We start from the raw sequence: 18399 nt of genomic DNA, 5'->3' as shown, positions 1-18399 counted from the left end.
ACCCACATGACGAACAACGAACCATCCATGACGACAACCGCACTGACTGCCGCACACGACGTGGGCGCCCAGCGCGGCCTGCGCGGATTTTTGTCATTCCTGCTCTGCTGCCTGCTTGTCACCACGAATGCCTTCTCACAGGATCCCGCCCTGCGTTTCGGCGGTGCGATCCCGCAGGAAGTTGAAACCGTGTATGAGCGCGGCCTGGCGTGGCTGGCCTCCAAGCAAAGCGATGCGGGAAACTGGCAGGGCGGGCACGATGGAGCCGGCATCGATGGCATCTGCCTCATGGCCTTTCTTGCGAGCGGTGAAGATCCGAATTTTGGCCGTTATGCGCCCAACATACGCCGCGCACTGCGTGCGATCATCCGCAGTCAGGATGCGGCCAGCGGCTACCTTCCGAACAGCATGTACCATCACGGCTTTGCCATGCTCTCGCTTTCAGAAGCCTATGGCGCGGTGGACGAATCCCTGCTGTGGGAAGGCGGCAAGCCGGTGCGCACGATCGGGCAGGCGCTCGAACTTGCGATCCGCTGTGCTGGCACCGCGCAGAAGGCGAACCGCTGGGGCGGATGGCGGTACATGCCAAACTCAACTGACGCGGACACTTCGGTGACAGGCGCCGTGCTGATGGGACTGCTCGCTGCACGCAACGCCGGCATGGCGGTCTCCGATGAAGTCATCGACAACGCGCTGAACTACATGAAGCGCAGCACAGGCAAGGATGGCAGCGTGGCCTATGCCGGTGGTTTCGGTGGATTTGGCGAGTCCATGAATCGCAGCGCCATCGCCACGCTGGTGGCCGCCGTTTCAAAGCACAAGGACAGCGAGGAGTTCAAGGCCACGCTCAAGCACATCACCGAGCGTCTGGAGCACAACGAAGGCAGCTACAAGGAGTACTTCCGCTACTACATGGCGCAGGCCTTGTTTCAGGGCGACTACGCCTCCTGGCAGAAATGGAACGCCGCCACCGCACGTGTGCTGGGCGAAAGCCAGGCTGCGGACGGCAGTTTTGGCACGGGTGCGTATGAGACCGGCATGTCGCTGCTGGCCCTGGCTTTGAACTACCGCTTCCTGCCGATCTATGAACGCTAGACACTTCATCATAGCGCTGATGCTGGTGGGCAGCAGCAACCATGCTTCCGAACTGCACTGGCAGAACGGTGAGTGGGTCGGTGGTCACTTCGTGGGCGTCGAAGATGGTCAGGTGATCTGGCGCACGCCCATTTTCAGCGAGGATTTTAAAGTCAGCGTGGATGTGCTGAAGCGCGTGAACCGGTTCAAGACGGACGCAAAAACGGAGGAAGCTTTCAGCATTCGTCTTGCCGACGGCAGCCGCCTGTATGGCACGGTCACCGGAATGGATGCGAAGACCTTGAGCGTGAAATCCGCGCGCTTTGGCAGCATCCAGGTGCTGCGTGAATCAGTGGTAAGTGTGCAGCGCCTGAAAGCTGAAGGCATGCCTCTCCCCGCTCTGGCAAGCACCAGCGGCTGGATCGAATCCGGATCAGAGGGCAGCACACCATCCAAAGAAAAGCTCTGGCGCATGGTGCCGGGCGCGGCCTTGCAGCAGGTGGGCTGGAATCACCGCGCCACTCTTCCCGTCGAAGCTCCCGAGCAGGTGGAAATGCAGTTTACCCTGAGCTCAACTGTCAGGCCGGAATTTAAAATCGAACTCAAGGCGCCGGACGACGAGCGTGTGATCGTGGAGACCTGGGCGGATGATGTCGTGCTGCAAGGCCGCGTGTTTGAAAGCGTGCAAAAGCTCAGCGACGAGACACGGCGCGTCACGCTGACGTTGTTCTGGAATCGTAAAACCGGCCTGTGCTCGATCTATGGTGCCGATGGCAAAAAGCTGGCCCAGACAACCAAGCCGCCGGTGGACTCAGCGGAGCCGCCGAAAGACGCGAAGCCCGAGGAAAAAAAACCGGCCGCAAGAGCCGGTGGCGGCGGTGGTCTTTTTGGAGCACTGCTTGGCGTGGTGCAAGGCGTGGTGCAAGGCGCGGTGCAGGTCCGGGCAGAGGCTGTAAAGCAGGCGCAGGCGAATGCTGCTGGTGAAGTTAAAGAAGCCACCCCCACCGGCCTGACCCTGCTCAACAAAGGACCCGATCTGACACTGGAGGCGCTGCGCATCCGTGAATGGGATGGCTCACTGCCTGCAGACATCACCAATGTGCGACCACGCATCGAACTGACAGACGGGCGCTATCTCAAAGCGAAAGCCGTGAGCGCCGACGCCACGTCCCTGACCGTGCGCAACCAGGATGGCGGCGTGACAAGCCTGCCATGGGACAAGGTGCTGGCGGTGGAAATGATGGCCGAGGTCTCGCCGTTTTTCCAAGCCGCGCCCCCGCTCACGGAGATGTGGTTCACGGATGGTGAGTGGGTGAACGGCACGCTGATGCAGGTGCGCAATGAAGTGGCCACGTTCAAAACCACCTTTTCTGAGGCGCCGGTGAATTTCAAGATCACCACTCTGCATCATCTGGATTTCAAAGGCTTCGAGAGCGCTGAGAAGAAGATCGACCTGGCAACGCTCGACACGCTCTCCATCAACAACAATGTGCTGCACGGCACACTCGCCGCCGGTGGCGAGGCCCAGCCACGCTGGAAACCGGTCGGCGCTCTCAAGCCCGTCGCCATGGCCAGCACCGGCGAGATGGACATCACCCGTGCAGTGGCGGACCAGCCGGCAGGCATGCGCAGCGAAGCGCTGTTTTACCTGCAGGATGGCGATGTGATCCCCGGCAGGCTGCGGGCCATTGACGCAAAACAGGTGGATCTGGAATCCGACGTGGCTGAGGTGAAGCACCTGCCCGCCGACAAGATCCAGGCGATTCAGTTCGGAGGCGCCTCCTTGAATCTCGATGGGTTTGAAGATCCAGGCTGGCAGCGTGTGCGTGGCAATGCCGAGCAGGTGAAACGCAACGGCAAGGCGGAGATCGCTTTCAACTCGGGTGGCTCATGGGGGCATCCGGCCTTCATGCAGGTGAATGAAATCAACTTCACCCTGGTCAATAACGGCTTCTCCGCCCTGAGGATGCGTTTGTACTGCGATGGCATCAATCCCGCCGCACCGAGCACAAATCTCTTGTTCGGGCACATAGGCAGCGAGGTGTGCTTCGGCCTCGAAGCCAGCGACGAGCAGATGGACCGGCAGTTCCGCCTGCGCACCAGCGAATCCATGCCCGTCCGCATCGCCATCGCGGAGAACTCCATCGAAGTCTTTTTCAAAGGCGTCTCCGCGCGCAAAATTCAGCTCACCCCCAAAATGCGCTCCGGCAGCGGCATCATCATCGAGCCCTTCAGCCTGTGGGGGAATGGGGAGCGTGCGGTGAGGATCAATGCCTTCAGCGCACGCATCGCTCCCGGACGCGTGGCCGTGCCGCTGGTGGATGCAAGGGCCAAGGAGAACGCGCTCACCGTCCCGCGCTTCCGCAAAGAGGATCCGCCACGGCACGCGCTGCTCGCCGCGAACGGTGATCTGTTGCGCGGCGTTATCGAGGCGGCCACGGCAAATCACTTTGCGATCCGCTCAGGCTTGGAGACGATCCAGGTGCCGCGCGACCGCGTGAAGGCGGCCGTGTGGTTGATCAAACCGGCAGACGCCGTCAGCGCGGCTTTCGAAGCCCAGGACAAAGCCGGTGTGCCGCCCGTCATCACGCACTGGCTGCAGCTGAACAATGGCGGACGCCTTGGCTTGAAGGTGGATCGTTTCGCCGAAGATGCGGTATTTGGCACCAGCCCGCTTCTCGGCAACTGCCGCGTGCCGCTGCCGCAGATCTATGTGATTCGCACCACCACGCCTCCGGAGAGCGCCACCATGCTGGCCCTGCGTGAGTGGAAACTGAAGTTCGCGCCCGAACCCGTGCTCCCTGAATCCGGTGGGCAAAGCTCGCCGCTGCTCAATCAGGATGCGAAGCCGTTCAAGCTGCCGCTGCTCGCCGGTGACGATTTTGATCTGACCAAGGAGAAAGGCAAAGTCATCGTCCTCGACTTCTGGGCCACCTGGTGCGGCCCCTGCATTAAATCACTGCCGCAGCTGATCGATGCAATGGCGGGCTTTGATCCGAAACAAGTCCGCTTCATTGGCGTCAATCAGGCCGAAGACAAGGAGACTGTGAAAACCTTCCTCGAAACCCGTGGCTGGAAATTCGAAGTCGCCCTGGATGCCAGTCAGCGCGTCGGCCAGAACTTCGGTGTCGAAGGCATTCCCCACACCGTCGTCATCGGCCCGGATGGCAAGGTCGCGTATGTGAAGTCTGGGTATGATCCGGCTGGTGCCAAGGAAGTCGCGGAGATGGTGAAAAAGCTGATGAAGAAGTGATCGTGATCACGCCTGGTGGATCATGCAACGTTCCAACCGGCAAAACTTCATTCGGGGCCAGTTTTTTTCACTGTGGCTCTGTGCCTGATGCTATTTGCGTGCCTGCATTATGTGATCAGCCATGGCATGGGCAGTCTTTAATCAAAAATTAACAACGCCAGTTCATGAAGAACGGATTGTAATGTAAAAAGAACGCAATCCCCATGCCGCATCTTCCCGACCTGACCAGCCTCGACCAACAGCACATCTGGCACCCTTTCACCCCCATGCGGCAGTGGTGTGCGCCAGAGCACACCCCACTGATGCTGGTGGATGGGCATGGCTGCACTCTGCGAGACCAGTTTGGCAATGAGTACCTCGACGGCAACGCCTCCATCTGGACGAACGCCCATGGTCACACCCATCCGGTCATCAATGCAGCCATCATTGAGCAACTTGGCAAGGTGGCCCATACCTCCTTCCTCGGCTTCACCCATGAACCCGCGATCCGGCTCGCCAGGGAGCTCGTCAAACTGCTGCCCGGCAGCAAAATCAACCGCGCCTTTTTTACCGACAACGGCTCCACCGCCATCGAGTCCGCCGTCCGCATGGCCTTGCAGTACTGGAAGCAGAACGGCAGGCCGGAGCGTGACACCCTCATCGCCTTTGACCGCGCCTACCATGGCGACACACTCGGTGCCGCCAGCCTGGGTGGCATCCCTCTCTTCAAAGGCAGTGGCAACGACTTCGGCTACCGCGTCATCACCGTCCCCAGCTTGGACGCCCTTGACTCCTTGACCGCTGACGACCGCAGCCGCATCGCCGCCATCGTCATCGAACCGCTTATCCAAGGTGCCGCTGGAATGCGCCTCTGGCCGCAGGGCATGTTGAAAAAGCTGGATGACTGGTGCGCCGAAAAGGATGTATTTTTAATCCTCGACGAAGTGATGACCGGTTTCGGCCGCACTGGAAAGATGTTTGCCTGTGAGCATGAAGGCGTTGTGCCGGATTTCCTCTGCCTTGCAAAAGGTCTCAGCGGTGGCTACCTGCCCCTGGCCGTCACATTGACCACGGAACGTGTCTTTGAAGGCTTCTTGGGCGAGCCACTCGAAGGTCGCACCTTCTTCTACGGTCACAGCTTCGCCGGCAGCCAGCTAGGCTGCGCCGCTGCGCTTGCCAGCCTGCAGGTGTTCCGTGACGAACACGTATTGGATCAGCTCCCGGCCAAAATCGCACACCTAGGTACGCTGATGGCAGACCTACCCGGCTACCGCCAATGCGGCATGATCGCAGCGATGACCATCGACTCACCCGATCTGAGCCTTGGCTCCAAAGTCTGCCTGGCGGCTCGTAAACACGGCCTGCTGACGCGTCCCATCGGCAACACCATCGTCCTGATGCCACCACTCTGCGTCACGCTTGATGAAATCCAGCGCATGGTGGCCGCACTCAAGTCCGCCTTGGAGGAAGTCACGCCACCGGAGTGCCGAACAGCTTAAAGAGCAGATACCCCATCAGCCCGGTGGCTGGAATGGTCAGTACCCACGCCCAGAGAATCCGCGTGACCACGTTCCACTTGATCGCATTCAACCGCTTCGCCGTGCCGACACCCATGATGCTGGTCGTGATGGCATGCGTCGTAGAAACCGGCATGCCAAAATGCGCTGCTGTGAGCAGCACGGTGGCGGCAGTCGTTTCCGCCGCAAAACCATGCACAGGCTGCAATTTGACCAGCTTGTGACCCAGCGTCTTGATGATGCGCCAGCCCCCGGCAGCCGTCCCGGCAGCCATGGTCAGGGCACAGGCCACCTTGATCCAAGCGGGAATCTGATCGCTTTTCTCCCCCAACGACTCGATGCGCAGAAAGCCGAGCCAGTCGGGTATCTGGGCCAGGTCCCCGGACTTCGTTCCTGCCAGCAAGGCCAGGGCGATGATACCCATCGTTTTCTGCGCGTCATTTGAACCATGGCTGAAACCCATGAAGCCCGCGCTGAAGATCTGCAGCTTGCCAAAAACCCCGCTGACCATGTGCGGTTTGAGAACCCCAAACAGGTGGTTCAAGGTCGAAATCAATAGGTAGAGAAACGACATCACCAGGAACCCCAGCAACAGCCCGGCAATCGGTGAACTGATCATCGGCACCACGACTTTGTAGAGCAGGCCTCCGCCTTCAAACCATGGCTTCCCGGCTGCAGGTGCCTTGGACCAGATAAGCACTGACCAGTTGCCGCTGGCTGTCGCCAAGGTGGCCCCGGTAAGCCCGCCGACCAGGGCATGGCTCGAACTCGAGGGCATGCCAAACCACCAGGTGATCAGGTTCCAGATGATGCCTCCCAGCAGCGCACAAATGATGGTCTGCGTGGTGACAAATGCCGAATCCACCAGCCCCGAGGAGATGGTCTTCGCCACCGCCGTACCAAACAACGCACCCACCAGGTTCGTCACAGCGGCCAGGACGATCGCCATGCGCGGCGTGAGCACCTTCGTGGACACCACAGTCGCGATGGAATTGGCGGTATCGTGGAAACCGTTGATATACTCAAAGATCAACGCCACCAGCACCACGGTAAGAACGAGGGTCATGCGCGGGGGCGGTCAGGAGTTCTTCAAGACAATGTGGGCGACGACGTTGCCCGCGTCACGGCAGCGATCCACGACCTTTTCCATCAGGTCGTAGAGATCCTTGAGGATGACGACCATCACCGCGTCTTTCTCGGCCGTATAGAGCGTCCGCAGGCACTCGATCATGAGCTTGTCAGCATCCCCCTCGACCTGCTGGATCTTGTCGTTCAAAACCTTCACGCGTTCGAGATGCATCTTTTTGCGCAGCTCGACCACCATGGTGAGGACGATCTCAGCGGCAGCGTCCATCAGTTTGACCTGACGGGAAAAATCCACTCCAACCAGGCGCTCCGAGCATATCAGGAGGCGCTCGGCGATTTTTTCGACCGTCTTGGGAATCTTGTACAGCGCATTGGCCAGCGACTCGATGTCCTCACGCTCAAGCTCGGTGACAAAAGTTTTGCACAGGGCCTCGTCGATCTGCTGCGTGATCTTCTTGTCCTCGCGGCGCGCGGCGATGAAGGCATCGAGATTCTGAGGTGCGGCTGGGTCTGAAAGCAGCTTGTGCAGGGACTGGACGCTCTGCCGGGCGTGACTGGCGCTGGACTCGAGCAAATCGTAAAACACATCCGATTTGCCGAAAATCTTTTGGAATGAAATCATGGGGAGAACCCGTCAGTGGGACGGGGCCGCCATTTAGAGCGAGCACCATGGGTGCTGTCAAGGCAACCAGACCACCCCCATGTGACGAAACTGTCACAATGCAGCCCGAATCGAGGCAACAAAAAACCCACCGACGGCACGCCGCAGATGGGTTCTAAGTATGATTGGCAGTTTTGGGGGGGAAACTAGCTGCTGGAAACAGCATCGGCACCACGCTCGCCGGTACGGATGCGGATCGCGTCAAGCACAGCGCTGACGAAAACTTTGCCGTCGCCGATTTTACCCGTGTTTGCCGCCTTGACGATGGCATCAACCACTGCGTCAGCACGGCTGTCGTCAACGACGACCTCAATCTTCACCTTCGGGAGGAAATCGACGGTGTATTCACTGCCACGGTAGATCTCGGTGTGGCCCTTTTGACGGCCAAATCCCTTGACCTCAACAACAGTCATGCCTTCGACTCCGACTTCGGAGAGGGCTTCTTTGACATCCTCCAGTTTGAACGGCTTGATGATCGCTTCGACTTTTTTCATGGTTAACGGCAATTAGTAGTGTGGTTCACGAATTGCAACGATCAGAACCGTGGGAAGATGTTTTTTCCTGGCCCAATCTTTTGCGAAAATAGGTTTAAGCCGAAGTCGTGCCAACTTCCCAATTTATTTCTTCCGCATGCCTCAAGCCCCCAGTTCTTAGAGGAGAGCCGTATTGCAAACCCACGGTCTTTCGCTTACCTCGGGCCATGCTCCGCACCGCTGCGCTTCTGGCCACATCTTTTCTCTGCCTCTCCCTTTCTTCTCCTGCCCAGGATTCTCCGGTGGAGCTGAAGCTGCACTGGGAGCCCGGTGTGACCTACTTCCAGGAATCCGACACCGACACGACCAATTTTCTGACGGCTCTCGGCAAAACCACCGATCAGAAGATGCGCCTTCATCAGATCACTTCCATCACCGTCAGCAAGACGCCTGCAGACCAGACTGAAGCCAAGGTGCTCATCGCAGCCCTCCTGGGAGAAATGTCCTTCGAAGGCAAAAGCTATGTCTTTGATTCCAGGAACCCCGGCTCCTCAAGCCCCCAGCTGCAACAAACTCTCGGCGGGACCGCGGGCAAAGGCTTCACCCTCGTCTATGATGCCAAGGACAATTTCGTCGATGCCAAAGACATCGGCTCCATGGTCACAGGGGACGCCGAACCCGACCTGAACTCCATCGCCACCGCCCGTCAGCTCGCCACGCTCTACCGCCGCTCCCTGGAAATGGGTCTGCCCAAAATCCCCGTCAGGCCGGGTGACAAATGGATCTCCGACGAGCTCGTCCCCTTCCCCCAGGCCGGCACGGTGCAAGTGAAGCTGAACGCCAAATTCGACGGCGTCGTTGACCGCGAAGGTCGCCGTCAGGCCCAGATCGCCTTCGAAGGCACCATGAAATCCAAACCCGACAAAGACAGCACCGGCCGCGAACTCGACACCGAGCGCTCCGTGACCTTCGGGGACAATTCCAAAGTCAATGGCCACGTCTTCTATGATCTGGAACGCAAAACCATCTCCCTGGCCGTCTTTTCCGCCGCGATTCAGCTCAAAGTGGAGGGCAAGCCCATGCCCGTGCACCAGCAGGTCACCACCCGCCTGGTCTCCATGAAGCCGACTGCGGCAGCTCCCGAAGCCGTCAAACCGTGATTAAATCGCCGGTGTGGCTCGCGTCATATCCTGGCAGTTCATCAATCAGCCTGCGGTGCGCCCGGCTCCGTAGCAGGCGAATGAGCGCCTGAATGCGCGGATCGCGCTCCATGGTGGCCGAGAAACACAGATCGAGCGATTCATTGCGCACGGGCAGAAAGCGCAGCCCGGCATCCTCGGCGCAGAGCCTCACACACACCCCGGCCTCCGCCCAGCCACCGCGCACGGCCTCCACCACAGCCTGGTGGCTCAGCAGGATGCGCTTTGAGGCATGCGGCTTCCCCAGCAGTTCATCCAGGCACTCACGCGCCGCCGAGCCCGGCTCACGCATGGCCCAGTGGCGCACCTGCCGGGCGCAGGCCGCGATGCTCCGCGTGTGATCCTGCGCAGGCAGGGCTATGCCCTCCTCCCAGTCCGCGCTGCGGAGCAATCGATACCCTCCCCCGAGCCTCTCGCGAACCGTCTCCGCATTACGGCCCGGCTGCTCCACGGTGGAGCGGTGCAGCGCCGCCACATGCACCAGCCCCTGTTGCAATAGTTCCAGTGCAGCCCCCCCGCCGCGCGGAAAAGCCAGCAGCCGAAACCCCGATGCCGCCGCATACTCTGCCGCCAGCAGTCCCGCCGCCGGATCACAGCCTGCCAGCACAAGTGTCTGCTTGGGTTCCCAGTCGCCGCGTTCATGCAGCACTTTCTCACGGCAGAGACCGTCATGCGCCCACGTACTGCCAGGCAGCGTCTCCACCGGATACAGCCACTTGCAACCTCCAACCTCGGCCTCCCAATAACGACCCGAATCCGCCTGCGGCTTCCAGGCCCATGACCACTCCGCCCCCGCTTTCTTGTCATCCGGACCAAACAGCTCTTCCACGCTGCATTCCAGCGCCTGCGCCACGGCCAGTGCCGCAGTCACGGAGGGTGTCAGCCGCCCGGCCTCGATCGCGCTGACAGAGCTGCGTGGGACCCCTGCCCGTAGTGACAGGTCATCCTGCGACCAGCCAAGAGCCTTGCGCCGCGCCGCCACGGGATGCTGCTGAGATTGGGCTCGTGACATGATGCTGTCAAAGTGCGGTTGAATAGCAGCACAGTCAAACCAGTAGAAGGCCCGCTTCCTACCTGGACTATGCAACATCGGAACTCTGATTTTGCAGCAGCACGAACTTGGCGTAAAACCCCGCATGAACGTCCACATACTTCAGCATGTCCCGTTTGAAGGGCTTGGCAGCATGGAGCCATGGCTGCTGGCACGCGGCTCAGTGATCACCTACACACGCTTTTTTGAGTCTCACAGCCTGCCGGACATTGCCACCGTGGACTTCGTCATCGCCATGGGCGGGCCCATGAGTGTGAACGACGAAGCGGAGCTGCCCTGGCTGGTGCAGGAAAAACAGTTCATCCGCAACGCCATCCAACGAGGCATTCCCGTGCTCGGCATCTGCCTCGGCGCACAACTCATCGCCAGCGCACTCGGGGCACGCGTTTATGCAGGCAGGCAGCGCGAGATCGGCTGGTTTGACATTACAGCTGACCCAAGCTCTGAAGTCGCGTTTCAATTCCCGCACACAACAAGAGTATTCCACTGGCACGGAGAAACCTTCGATCTTCCGGATCATGCCATCAAGCTGGCCAGCAGCGCCGCGTGTGAGAATCAGGCATTTCAAATCGGTGCAAATGTCATCGGCCTGCAGTTTCATCTGGAGACCACGCCCGTAAGCGCCGACGCCATCATCACGCACTGTCGGAACGAATTGATCGAGGACACGTTCGTTCAATCCGAAGCCGCGCTTCGTGCCGCGGAGCCTGCTGCGTATGACCGCATCAATGCATTGATGGGTGAGGTGCTCGGCTATCTCCTCCGCCCCGTTGGTTGACACCGTCCGAGGCCTTCCAACAGCCACATCATTGCGGATTGGTTTTCATCAAACTCATGAATCGTCCGCATACAGAGCCTGTGTTTTTGGCTTGTGACATGATAATGTCGTGTTTATGACATTATCATGTCTCGGCACTCCCTCTTACCGCTCATTTTTCCAGTCCTCCTTGTTTCGACTCAGCATGCCGCAGAGCCTGAAGCTTTCGAACTTGGCGAAGTGGTGATCACTGCAGATGCCGAAACGGGGGCGGATACGATGGCCAGCCGCATCAGCGCGGGGAGCATCCGTAAATTTGAGCGCAATGATCTTTCTGACGCGCTGCGTCTCAGCCCCGGCGTCGTCACCAACAGCAACGGACCGCGCAACGAATCCGGTGTCTATGTGCGCGGCTTCGACCTGCGCCAGACCCCCGTCTTCATCGACGGCATTCCTGTTTATGTGCCGTACGATGGCTACGTTGATCTGGCTCGCTTCACCACGGCAGACGTCGCTGGCATCCGTGTTTCCAAAGGTTTCAGTTCCGCCACCTACGGCGCCAATACCCTTGGCGGAGCCATCAACATCGTCACACGCAAGCCGGAGAAGTCCTTCGAAGGCGATCTCCTCGGCGGCTGGATGCAGCAGGGCGGCTATCAGTCCGCCTTGAACGTCGGCTTCCGCAACGAACACTGGTATTTGCAGCTCGGCGGCTCCTTCCTCAGCGTACACAGCTACCCGATGTCGAAGGACTTTGTGCCGACTCCCAATGAGAACGGCGGTTCGCGTGACAATGCCTACCGTCAGGACTGGCGCATCAGCGCCAAGCTCGGTTACACGCCAAACAAGACGGACGAGTACGCCCTCGGTTACATTTTCCAGCGCGGTGAAAAGGGAAATCCCGTGTACGCCGGAACCCTGCCAGCCGCTCAACAGCCACGTCGTTTCTGGCAGTGGCCGCAGTGGGACAAGCAGACGATCTACTTCATCGGCCACACCCAGCTCACCGAGAACACCTACATCAAAGAGCGCCTCTACTTTGACCAGTTCATCAACTCGCTTTTTGCCTACAACAACGCCAGTTACAACACGCAGAACCCGCCGGCAGGATTCCAAAGCTACTACAATGATTACACGCTCGGCGGCAGCCTGGAATTCGGCACAAAACTGAGCACCAAAAACACGCTGAAAGCCGCGCTGCACGGCAAGTTTGACCGTCACAATGAGCACAATGAAGGCGCGCCGTTCTACATCTTCGAAGACACCACCTATTCCATCGGGCTCGAAGACACGCATCAGTTCACCAGACGCTTCAGCACCACCGTTGGCGCCAGTTATGACCGCCGCAGCGTCATCGAAGCCGTGGACACCAACACCGGTGCCGCACTCGGCGGCAAGACCTTCTCCGCCCTGAATCCTCAGATCGGCCTGTTCTACAAGCTGCCCGAGCATGGCACCTTCCACGCCACCATCGCCCGCAAGAGCCGCTTCCCCACCATCAAGGACCGCTACTCCTACCGCCTCGGCGCTGCCATACCCAATGCCAACCTACAGCCGGAACACGCGATCCATTACGACATCGGCTACGACGGCGATCTCACCAAAAAACTCTCCATCCACGCCAGCCTCTTTGCCACCACTGTTGATAACACCATTCAGCGTGTGGACAATGTGACGCCCGGAGTATTCCAGCTTCAAAATGTGGGCAAATCACGCAATCTCGGCACCGAGCTTGGCTTCACTTACAAGCCGCACAGCGCCATCGAGTTCGGCACCAACTACACCTACCTCGACCGCAAAAACATCAGCCAGCCGAATGTGAAGCTTATTGATACGCCCCGTCATTCCCTGTTTAGCTGGGCCGATATCCGCCCTGTCGAATGGCTCAGCATCATTCCGAGCGCCGAATACAACAGCTCCCGCTGGTCGCTCACCACAGGGCAGGGCGTCGGCGCTTATGCGCTGCTCAATCTCAAGATCGCCATCCGACTCCCCGGCCAGACCACGCTGAGCTTTGGGGCCAACAACCTCTGCGACCGCAACTACGCCCTCACAGAAGGCTACTATCTCGCCGGACGGACCCTGTTCGCCAACGTGCAGATCAAATTCTAATCCCAATTCTTCATGCGCCTGCTTCTGCTCCTCTTCTTCGCCACCCAGCTCACCGCCCAAACCCTGGAGGTTTCCGGCGAGGTGGAAAAGCCGCTCAAACTCTCCCTCGCCGAACTTGAACTCCTCCCTCATCAAACCGTTGATGTCGTGGAGCACTCGGGAGAAAAAGCGCAGTACACCGGAGTGCCAATATACCAGATCCTCAAAAGCGCTGGCGTGCCCATGGGCGAGCAGTTGCGCGGTCCGGCACTGTCCTTATACATCGTTGTCATTGCCTCGGACGGTTATCAGGCCGTCTATGCCTTGCCAGAGCTTGACCCGCTTGCCAACGAAGGCCCGGTGATCCTGGCAGATCAAAAAAACGGCAGTCCCCTTGATGAAGCCATCGGCCCGCTGCGCATCATTCTGCCCAAGGAAAAGCGCCACGCTCGCTGGGTGCGTCAAGTCATCAAGATCGAGGTTCGGCGGGCCGCCAAGCCCTAAAGCAAACAGCGCCGCCACCCGCAGGCGACGACGCTGTTTTCAACCTGACCAAAAGTTACTTCGTCCCCGCTGGATCACCACCCGTCTCGGCAGGCAGTGATTTGCCATTGAGCCAGACGTATTCCTTCCACGCACCTTCATAGAGGCGCACATTCGGATAACCCGCCACATGCTTCAGGTAGAACTGCAGCAGGCTGCCTTCACGCGAAGTGCCGCAGTAGGCGATGATGTTTTTGTCCGGGGTGATGCCTGCCTTCTCCAGCTCGGCCTTCACTTCGGCGAAGGGCTTGAACTTGTGCGTGTTGTCTTTCTCCATCAGGCGTGCCCAATGAAAGCTGATCGCACCGGGAATGTGGCCTTTGCGCAGCCAGACCTCGTCCTCGCCACGGAATTCATTGATCGGCCGCGCATCCACCAGAATGTTGCCCGGCTTGCCGACATGCGCCTGCACGTCAGTGACGTTGGCCGTGATGGTGGTGATGCCTTGCTCCGGCAGCGTGCCCTTGGGATTGCCGAAGTAATCCTGCACCGGCGCAAAGCCCTGCTTCTTCCATTCCGCGAGTCCCCCATCAACGATCTTGATGTTCTGCACGCCGAACTTCTCCAACACGTAAACAACCATGCTGCTACTGAGAATTTCATCATTCGGAAGTACATCGCCGGTGGCATAAATGAGATGCAGCCGGTCTTTGTCCACACCGGCACAAATGAGCAGCGCCTGCGTGAGATCGTCCGGCAGATACTGAACAGGCACAGCGTCATTCGTGCCGCGCAGAGTGTCGAAGTTGATGTGATGCGCGGTGGGCAGGTGGCCGCGGAAGTAGTCTTTGTAGCCACCGCGTGTGTCGAGCACGATGGGCCGCTTGGAGGCATCTGGATTTTCAATCAGCGTCTTGGCTTCAGCGCAGGTGATGAGGCCGATCTCGGCCTGTGCCGCTGAACTCAGCAGAGCAGCAATGACAAATGAGAGGATGAATTTCATGAGTCTGGTGGGTGGAGAATTAGAAGGTGACGACGTAGTTGATCGGAAACAGGAGGCGACCGAGGAGGAAAAGCACCGCCGCGACCAGCGCCGAAAGCGGAAGGGTGACGACCCACGCTGTGAGCACTGGGATGACCGTATGCCACTTCGCCTGGCGCGTGCTGATGCCGATGCCCAGCAGCGCGCCGACGGAAACATGCGTGGTCGAAACCGGCAGGCCGCTCAAATTGGCTGTCGTCACGAGCAGCGCTGTGGCGAGATTCGCCGCGAAGCCCTGTCCCGGATTCATGTCGGTGATTTTATGCGCCAGCGTCTCAGCGACCTGCCGCGCGCTGATCAATCCACCCGCCGCCATCGCCACGGCGATCAAGATCATGCCAGCACTTCCATGCAGCCAGCCCACGCCAAGCAGCAGCGCCGCCATCTTGGGCGTGTCATTCATGCCCCGCGCAAAACAAACGGCACCCGCGCTCAGAAAGTGCAGTGCATCCAGCGTGCGTGTGCGGTGGTCAGGCGCGAGGCGCAGGGTCTTCAAAACGAGGTAAATCACCGCGCCCGCCGCCACAGCGAGCACCGGACTGAACAGCAGGGGTTTGATAAAGCTCTCCCACAGCTTCACCACATTCACCTCACCGGCGATCCATCCCGCCCCCAGCAATGTTCCCGTAAGCACGTGCGTGGTCGAGACTGGAAAACCAAACCGGGTCGCCAGCAAACCCGTGACTCCCGCGCCCGCCGATACTGCGAATAAAAACAACGGCTGCGCGATCAGCGCCTCCGGCACCAGCCCCTTGCCAGAGAAGGTTTTCAGCATCCCCACAGACAGGTACATCGCCGCGACACAACCCACCGCTGTGGTCAGCGCCGCCCAGATCACCGCCGTTCGGTAGCTCGTTGTACCGCTTCCGAACAACGACGCCACCCCTTTGAAATTGGAATTCGCTCCGTTGGCGTAAGCCACGACGACAACGGCGATGGTGATGAGGAAAAGCATGCAGGCGGAAGAGATGCGTCTATTTGCGCATATTGGCAAATGTGCAAATAGAACCATTCATTCTGGCCATCTTCTCCACACGCGGAGAAAAATCGTCCCCTCACCCGCCCGCCAGCAGCTTTCGCGCACGCTCCTGGCAGATGTGAAAGGCCAGACCCAGGCCGGCACCGAAACCGAGGCCGTAAAAGACACCCCAGCTCAGCTTCGCATATAACGGATACTGTTTGATGAACGCGGCCTCCGAAATGCCGCCGACGAAATAACCAATCGAGTTCAATACGAACAGCGCGAGAAAAACTCTGACCACCACACGCAGCGCATCAAAGGCGGCCACCAGCATGCAGGCCATCAGCATCGTACCTGCGGCCAAACCCGCGATGCTGCCCAGGTGACCGCGCAGCGCCATCCAACCCGCGATCCACGCCACCGAATACGCGGTGAAGGAAAGTCCAAAGACCTTGTAGAAACGTGACACCGAACCCGGCCCGATGATGAGCCGGTGCAGCAGCGGTGAAGTCAAAGCGAGGAACACCACCGCACAGACTGCATACATGCCCGCCTCGCCCACCTGCTGTTGCAGCCATTTGCCAAACACTGCCCATGGCACGAAACCGGCCACGCTGACAACCGTGAAGCCAAACATGCCGCGCTTGAGAGAAGCCCAAAGTGTAGGGACAGGAGAACCTGCCGCACGGGCGCGTTTGGCGATGCTTGGGGGGTCGAGTTGGAACCAGCTCATGGGGATACGTGCAGATGAATATTCACTCTGACAACAGCCACTTCAGCCAGAACGCTCCTCCTCGCCGGATTCGTTCGCTGGAATGTACCCGGCATCTCGTGCGTTCTTTGATTCCACCCCTCAACCGCCCCTCCCATGACTTATCCCCGCCTCGCCTTCCTCTACCTCGCCCTGGCACTGTCCGCCGCTGCCGCAGATGCACCAGTTCCAGCGAAGAGCACACCCAAGCTGGAAATCCTGAACAAGCAGATCGCGGAAAACGCCGAAAACGCCCAGGCCTATTCCAACCGTGGTTATGTTCTGACGCTGCTCGGACGAAAAGAAGAAGCTCGTGCCGATCTGAAAAAGGCATTGTCTCTGAGTGACAAGCCCAACATGCACAACCGCGCGGGGTGGGCCTATTTCAATCTGGGCGACTATGCCGATGCGGTGCGTGAGTTTGAGCTGGCGGCCAAGCTTAGCGACCATCAGGCCCACTACGACTACTACTCCCTCGTGCTTGGCTACTGGGGCACTGGAGACATGCAAAAGGCGCTGGAGAACTACCAGCTGGCCGTGGGCAAAGACCCACGCCTTGGCAGCTACAAGACCCTGCTGGAGCGTACGCTGGAATGGACCCCGCTGGAACAGCGAGCGATGCACGAAATCTACGTGGTGTGGAGCAAGGCCTGGAAGCCTTAGCCTGCCTATGTCAGCCGTCAGTTCGACGGAACAGTACCAGTTTTCTGCTGAAGGCGTTTGATCTGGCCAGTGGCAAGATTGGCGAAGAGCACCTCGGCATTGCGCGGATCAAAACCGATGCCCGCAATGCCCGGATCTTGGGCGAGAGTTTCATCAGCCCAGATCGGTTTGCCCTCGTCCTTGAGAGCGATGACGCGCCCCGTGACGTAGTCGGCGAAGATGTATTTCCCGCCATGCTGCGGGAAACTCTTGCCTCGATACACGACGCCCCCCGTCACAGAAAGGCCAACGAGATGGGAGTATTCAAAGATGGGCGCGACGGGTTGGAAACCGGTCGGCTCTTGATCTTTACCAGGACCACTTGTGAAGGGATGCAGCGCCTCACGGTAGCTCCAACCATAATCTCCGCCGCCGACAATGAGGTCGATCTCTTCATAGAGATTCTGGCCTACATCACCGCAGAAGAGGCGGCCGGTGGGGACATCGAAGGAAATGCGCCAGGGATTGCGCAGCCCCGTGGCCCAAATTTCAGTGCGCACCGTTTTGGGATCGATGCTTTCGCCGTGGTGGCTGCTGCGACCGATGAAGGGATTGTCCGCAGGCACTGCGTAAAAGGCAGCGCCATTCGTGTCGAGCGAGATCGCTGGATGCGGATTCGGCGGCAGGTTTCCCGCCTTCTTGTCCACATCAATGCGCAGGATCGCCGCATGAAAGCCTTTGTTGATGAAGCGGGCGTTGTCGAACTTGTCATCCCCAGCACCGCCGTCGCCCACACTCACATAAAGATAGCCATCGGGCCCAAAGTGAAGATCACCACCGTTGTGATTGCTCGCTGGATCCTGCTGCGTGAAGAGCGGCTGCTCGCTGCTGTTGTCCACGCGGTTGGAGTCATTCGGAAACACTTGAAACCGCGACAGCCGCTGATGCAGTACGCCGCCGATTTTCAGGCTGTAATAAACAAAGCAGCGCCCGCTCTGCGCATGGTCCGGCGGGAAGGCGAGTCCCAGCATTCCGCACTCGCCCTCGGTCACCAGCGTGGCCTCCGAAATCTGTGTGAGATCGAGAAACAGCTTCTTCTCCGGCCTGTCCGTATCGAGCCCGGTGATGATCTGCACCCGACCGGTTTTCTCGACGACGAAAAGCCGCTTCTTGTCCCCCGGTGCACTGACGATTCCCAGCGGCATCTCAAATTTCAAACCCGGAAAAGCATCCACCATCTCGTAATCCGTCTTCACCATGACGATGGGTGGCGGCGGGGGCTTCGGCTTCTTCGTTTGCGCACCCAGCGGAGCGGTGACAGCGCAAACGGCAAGCAAGGCGATGATGGAGGGCGGAGGCATGAGTTTCATCACATGTAA

At 59.3% G+C, this 18399-nt stretch carries 16 protein-coding genes; 8 read left to right on the top strand and 8 right to left on the bottom strand.

Translation table 11 applies throughout. The features are described 5' to 3' along the window. The first annotated feature begins 6 nt into the window (after positions 1–6). From AC3RLQ_RS24875 to bioA, 3 genes are all read left to right on the top strand, one after another. On the top strand, positions 7–1095 hold the full coding sequence (locus tag AC3RLQ_RS24875) for a squalene--hopene cyclase (protein WP_493031342.1): 1089 nt from the start codon (positions 7–9) through the stop codon (positions 1093–1095). After that, positions 1085–4327, top strand: coding sequence for a TlpA family protein disulfide reductase (locus AC3RLQ_RS24870; protein WP_493031341.1), 3243 nt, complete (start codon positions 1085–1087; stop codon positions 4325–4327). Before AC3RLQ_RS24875 ends, AC3RLQ_RS24870 begins: the two co-directional genes overlap by 11 nt. 203 nt (positions 4328–4530) lie before the next feature. Beyond that, entirely contained in the window at positions 4531–5805 is a 1275-nt protein-coding gene (gene bioA, locus AC3RLQ_RS24865) for an adenosylmethionine--8-amino-7-oxononanoate transaminase (protein WP_493031340.1), read from the top strand. Here bioA and AC3RLQ_RS24860 read toward each other — a convergent pair. The 3 genes from AC3RLQ_RS24860 to AC3RLQ_RS24850 all read right to left on the bottom strand — a co-directional run bounded on the left by AC3RLQ_RS24860 (position 5777) and on the right by AC3RLQ_RS24850 (position 8064). Then, on the bottom strand, positions 5777–6889 hold the full coding sequence (locus AC3RLQ_RS24860; protein ID WP_493031339.1) for an inorganic phosphate transporter: 1113 nt from the start codon (positions 6887–6889) through the stop codon (positions 5777–5779). The two genes, bioA and AC3RLQ_RS24860, sit on opposite strands and share 29 nt — an antisense overlap. Before the next feature lie 12 nt (positions 6890–6901). Continuing rightward, positions 6902–7531 (bottom strand): DUF47 domain-containing protein, encoded by a 630-nt coding sequence (locus AC3RLQ_RS24855; RefSeq protein WP_493031338.1) that lies wholly within the window; start codon positions 7529–7531, stop codon positions 6902–6904. A gap of 185 nt (positions 7532–7716) precedes the next feature. Beyond that, the gene (locus AC3RLQ_RS24850; RefSeq protein ID WP_184344828.1) at positions 7717–8064 is read right to left on the bottom strand and encodes a P-II family nitrogen regulator; all 348 of its coding nucleotides are present in this window, start codon (positions 8062–8064) and stop codon (positions 7717–7719) included. A gap of 206 nt (positions 8065–8270) precedes the next feature. Between AC3RLQ_RS24850 and AC3RLQ_RS24845 the strand changes: the two genes are divergently transcribed. Further along, on the top strand, positions 8271–9203 hold the full coding sequence (locus tag AC3RLQ_RS24845; RefSeq protein ID WP_493031337.1) for a hypothetical protein: 933 nt from the start codon (positions 8271–8273) through the stop codon (positions 9201–9203). Here AC3RLQ_RS24845 and AC3RLQ_RS24840 read toward each other — a convergent pair. Next, entirely contained in the window at positions 9193–10254 is a 1062-nt protein-coding gene (locus tag AC3RLQ_RS24840) for an XRE family transcriptional regulator (protein ID WP_493031336.1), read from the bottom strand. The two genes, AC3RLQ_RS24845 and AC3RLQ_RS24840, sit on opposite strands and share 11 nt — an antisense overlap. A gap of 124 nt (positions 10255–10378) precedes the next feature. Between AC3RLQ_RS24840 and AC3RLQ_RS24835 the strand changes: the two genes are divergently transcribed. From AC3RLQ_RS24835 to AC3RLQ_RS24825, 3 genes are all read left to right on the top strand, one after another. After that, on the top strand, positions 10379–11071 hold the full coding sequence (locus tag AC3RLQ_RS24835) for a type 1 glutamine amidotransferase (RefSeq protein WP_493031335.1): 693 nt from the start codon (positions 10379–10381) through the stop codon (positions 11069–11071). A 126-nt stretch (positions 11072–11197) separates the two neighbouring features. Beyond that, positions 11198–13162 carry a TonB-dependent receptor plug domain-containing protein gene (locus AC3RLQ_RS24830; protein ID WP_493031334.1) on the top strand — a complete coding sequence of 655 codons (1965 nt, stop codon included), beginning with the start codon at positions 11198–11200 and terminating at the stop codon, positions 13160–13162. A gap of 12 nt (positions 13163–13174) precedes the next feature. Further along, the gene (locus AC3RLQ_RS24825; protein WP_493031333.1) at positions 13175–13645 is read left to right on the top strand and encodes a molybdopterin-dependent oxidoreductase; all 471 of its coding nucleotides are present in this window, start codon (positions 13175–13177) and stop codon (positions 13643–13645) included. A gap of 55 nt (positions 13646–13700) precedes the next feature. On the opposite strand, the gene AC3RLQ_RS24820 is transcribed toward AC3RLQ_RS24825, so the two are convergent. The 3 genes from AC3RLQ_RS24820 to AC3RLQ_RS24810 all read right to left on the bottom strand — a co-directional run bounded on the left by AC3RLQ_RS24820 (position 13701) and on the right by AC3RLQ_RS24810 (position 16360). After that, positions 13701–14627, bottom strand: a complete 927-nt coding sequence (locus AC3RLQ_RS24820; RefSeq protein ID WP_493031332.1) for a sulfurtransferase — start codon at positions 14625–14627, stop codon at positions 13701–13703. Between the two features lie 19 nt (positions 14628–14646). Then, positions 14647–15621 (bottom strand): inorganic phosphate transporter, encoded by a 975-nt coding sequence (locus AC3RLQ_RS24815; protein WP_493031331.1) that lies wholly within the window; start codon positions 15619–15621, stop codon positions 14647–14649. Between the two features lie 100 nt (positions 15622–15721). Further along, positions 15722–16360, bottom strand: coding sequence for a hypothetical protein (locus tag AC3RLQ_RS24810; RefSeq protein WP_493031330.1), 639 nt, complete (start codon positions 16358–16360; stop codon positions 15722–15724). A gap of 135 nt (positions 16361–16495) precedes the next feature. On the opposite strand from AC3RLQ_RS24810, the gene AC3RLQ_RS24805 reads away from it, so the two are divergent. Continuing rightward, positions 16496–17041, top strand: a complete 546-nt coding sequence (locus AC3RLQ_RS24805; protein ID WP_493031329.1) for a tetratricopeptide repeat protein — start codon at positions 16496–16498, stop codon at positions 17039–17041. A gap of 17 nt (positions 17042–17058) precedes the next feature. Here AC3RLQ_RS24805 and AC3RLQ_RS24800 read toward each other — a convergent pair whose 3' ends face one another. Then, complete coding sequence (locus AC3RLQ_RS24800; RefSeq protein ID WP_493031328.1) at positions 17059–18381, bottom strand: PQQ-dependent sugar dehydrogenase; 1323 nt, start codon at positions 18379–18381, stop codon at positions 17059–17061. Positions 18382–18399 lie beyond the last annotated feature (18 nt).

It is taken from the genome of Prosthecobacter sp. GW821-HT29F12, from assembly GCF_058803405.1.
The sequence above is the reverse complement of the archived record's forward strand: the minus strand, read 5'-3'. Positions and strand labels throughout refer to the sequence as shown.

Coding starts and splice junctions, on each gene's coding strand:
- bioA (WP_493031340.1), top strand. CDS start 4,531: ATGCCGCATCTTCCCGACCTGACCAGCCTCGACCAACAGCACATCTGG.
- AC3RLQ_RS24810 (WP_493031330.1), bottom strand. CDS start 16,360: ATGAGCTGGTTCCAACTCGACCCCCCAAGCATCGCCAAACGCGCCCGT.
- AC3RLQ_RS24840 (WP_493031336.1), bottom strand. CDS start 10,254: ATGTCACGAGCCCAATCTCAGCAGCATCCCGTGGCGGCGCGGCGCAAG.
- AC3RLQ_RS24845 (WP_493031337.1), top strand. CDS start 8,271: ATGCTCCGCACCGCTGCGCTTCTGGCCACATCTTTTCTCTGCCTCTCC.
- AC3RLQ_RS24875 (WP_493031342.1), top strand. CDS start 7: ATGACGAACAACGAACCATCCATGACGACAACCGCACTGACTGCCGCA.
- AC3RLQ_RS24870 (WP_493031341.1), top strand. CDS start 1,085: ATGAACGCTAGACACTTCATCATAGCGCTGATGCTGGTGGGCAGCAGC.
- AC3RLQ_RS24855 (WP_493031338.1), bottom strand. CDS start 7,531: ATGATTTCATTCCAAAAGATTTTCGGCAAATCGGATGTGTTTTACGAT.
- AC3RLQ_RS24835 (WP_493031335.1), top strand. CDS start 10,379: ATGAACGTCCACATACTTCAGCATGTCCCGTTTGAAGGGCTTGGCAGC.
- AC3RLQ_RS24860 (WP_493031339.1), bottom strand. CDS start 6,889: ATGACCCTCGTTCTTACCGTGGTGCTGGTGGCGTTGATCTTTGAGTAT.
- AC3RLQ_RS24820 (WP_493031332.1), bottom strand. CDS start 14,627: ATGAAATTCATCCTCTCATTTGTCATTGCTGCTCTGCTGAGTTCAGCG.
- AC3RLQ_RS24815 (WP_493031331.1), bottom strand. CDS start 15,621: ATGCTTTTCCTCATCACCATCGCCGTTGTCGTCGTGGCTTACGCCAAC.
- AC3RLQ_RS24805 (WP_493031329.1), top strand. CDS start 16,496: ATGACTTATCCCCGCCTCGCCTTCCTCTACCTCGCCCTGGCACTGTCC.
- AC3RLQ_RS24825 (WP_493031333.1), top strand. CDS start 13,175: ATGCGCCTGCTTCTGCTCCTCTTCTTCGCCACCCAGCTCACCGCCCAA.
- AC3RLQ_RS24850 (WP_184344828.1), bottom strand. CDS start 8,064: ATGAAAAAAGTCGAAGCGATCATCAAGCCGTTCAAACTGGAGGATGTC.
- AC3RLQ_RS24800 (WP_493031328.1), bottom strand. CDS start 18,381: ATGCCTCCGCCCTCCATCATCGCCTTGCTTGCCGTTTGCGCTGTCACC.
- AC3RLQ_RS24830 (WP_493031334.1), top strand. CDS start 11,198: ATGTCTCGGCACTCCCTCTTACCGCTCATTTTTCCAGTCCTCCTTGTT.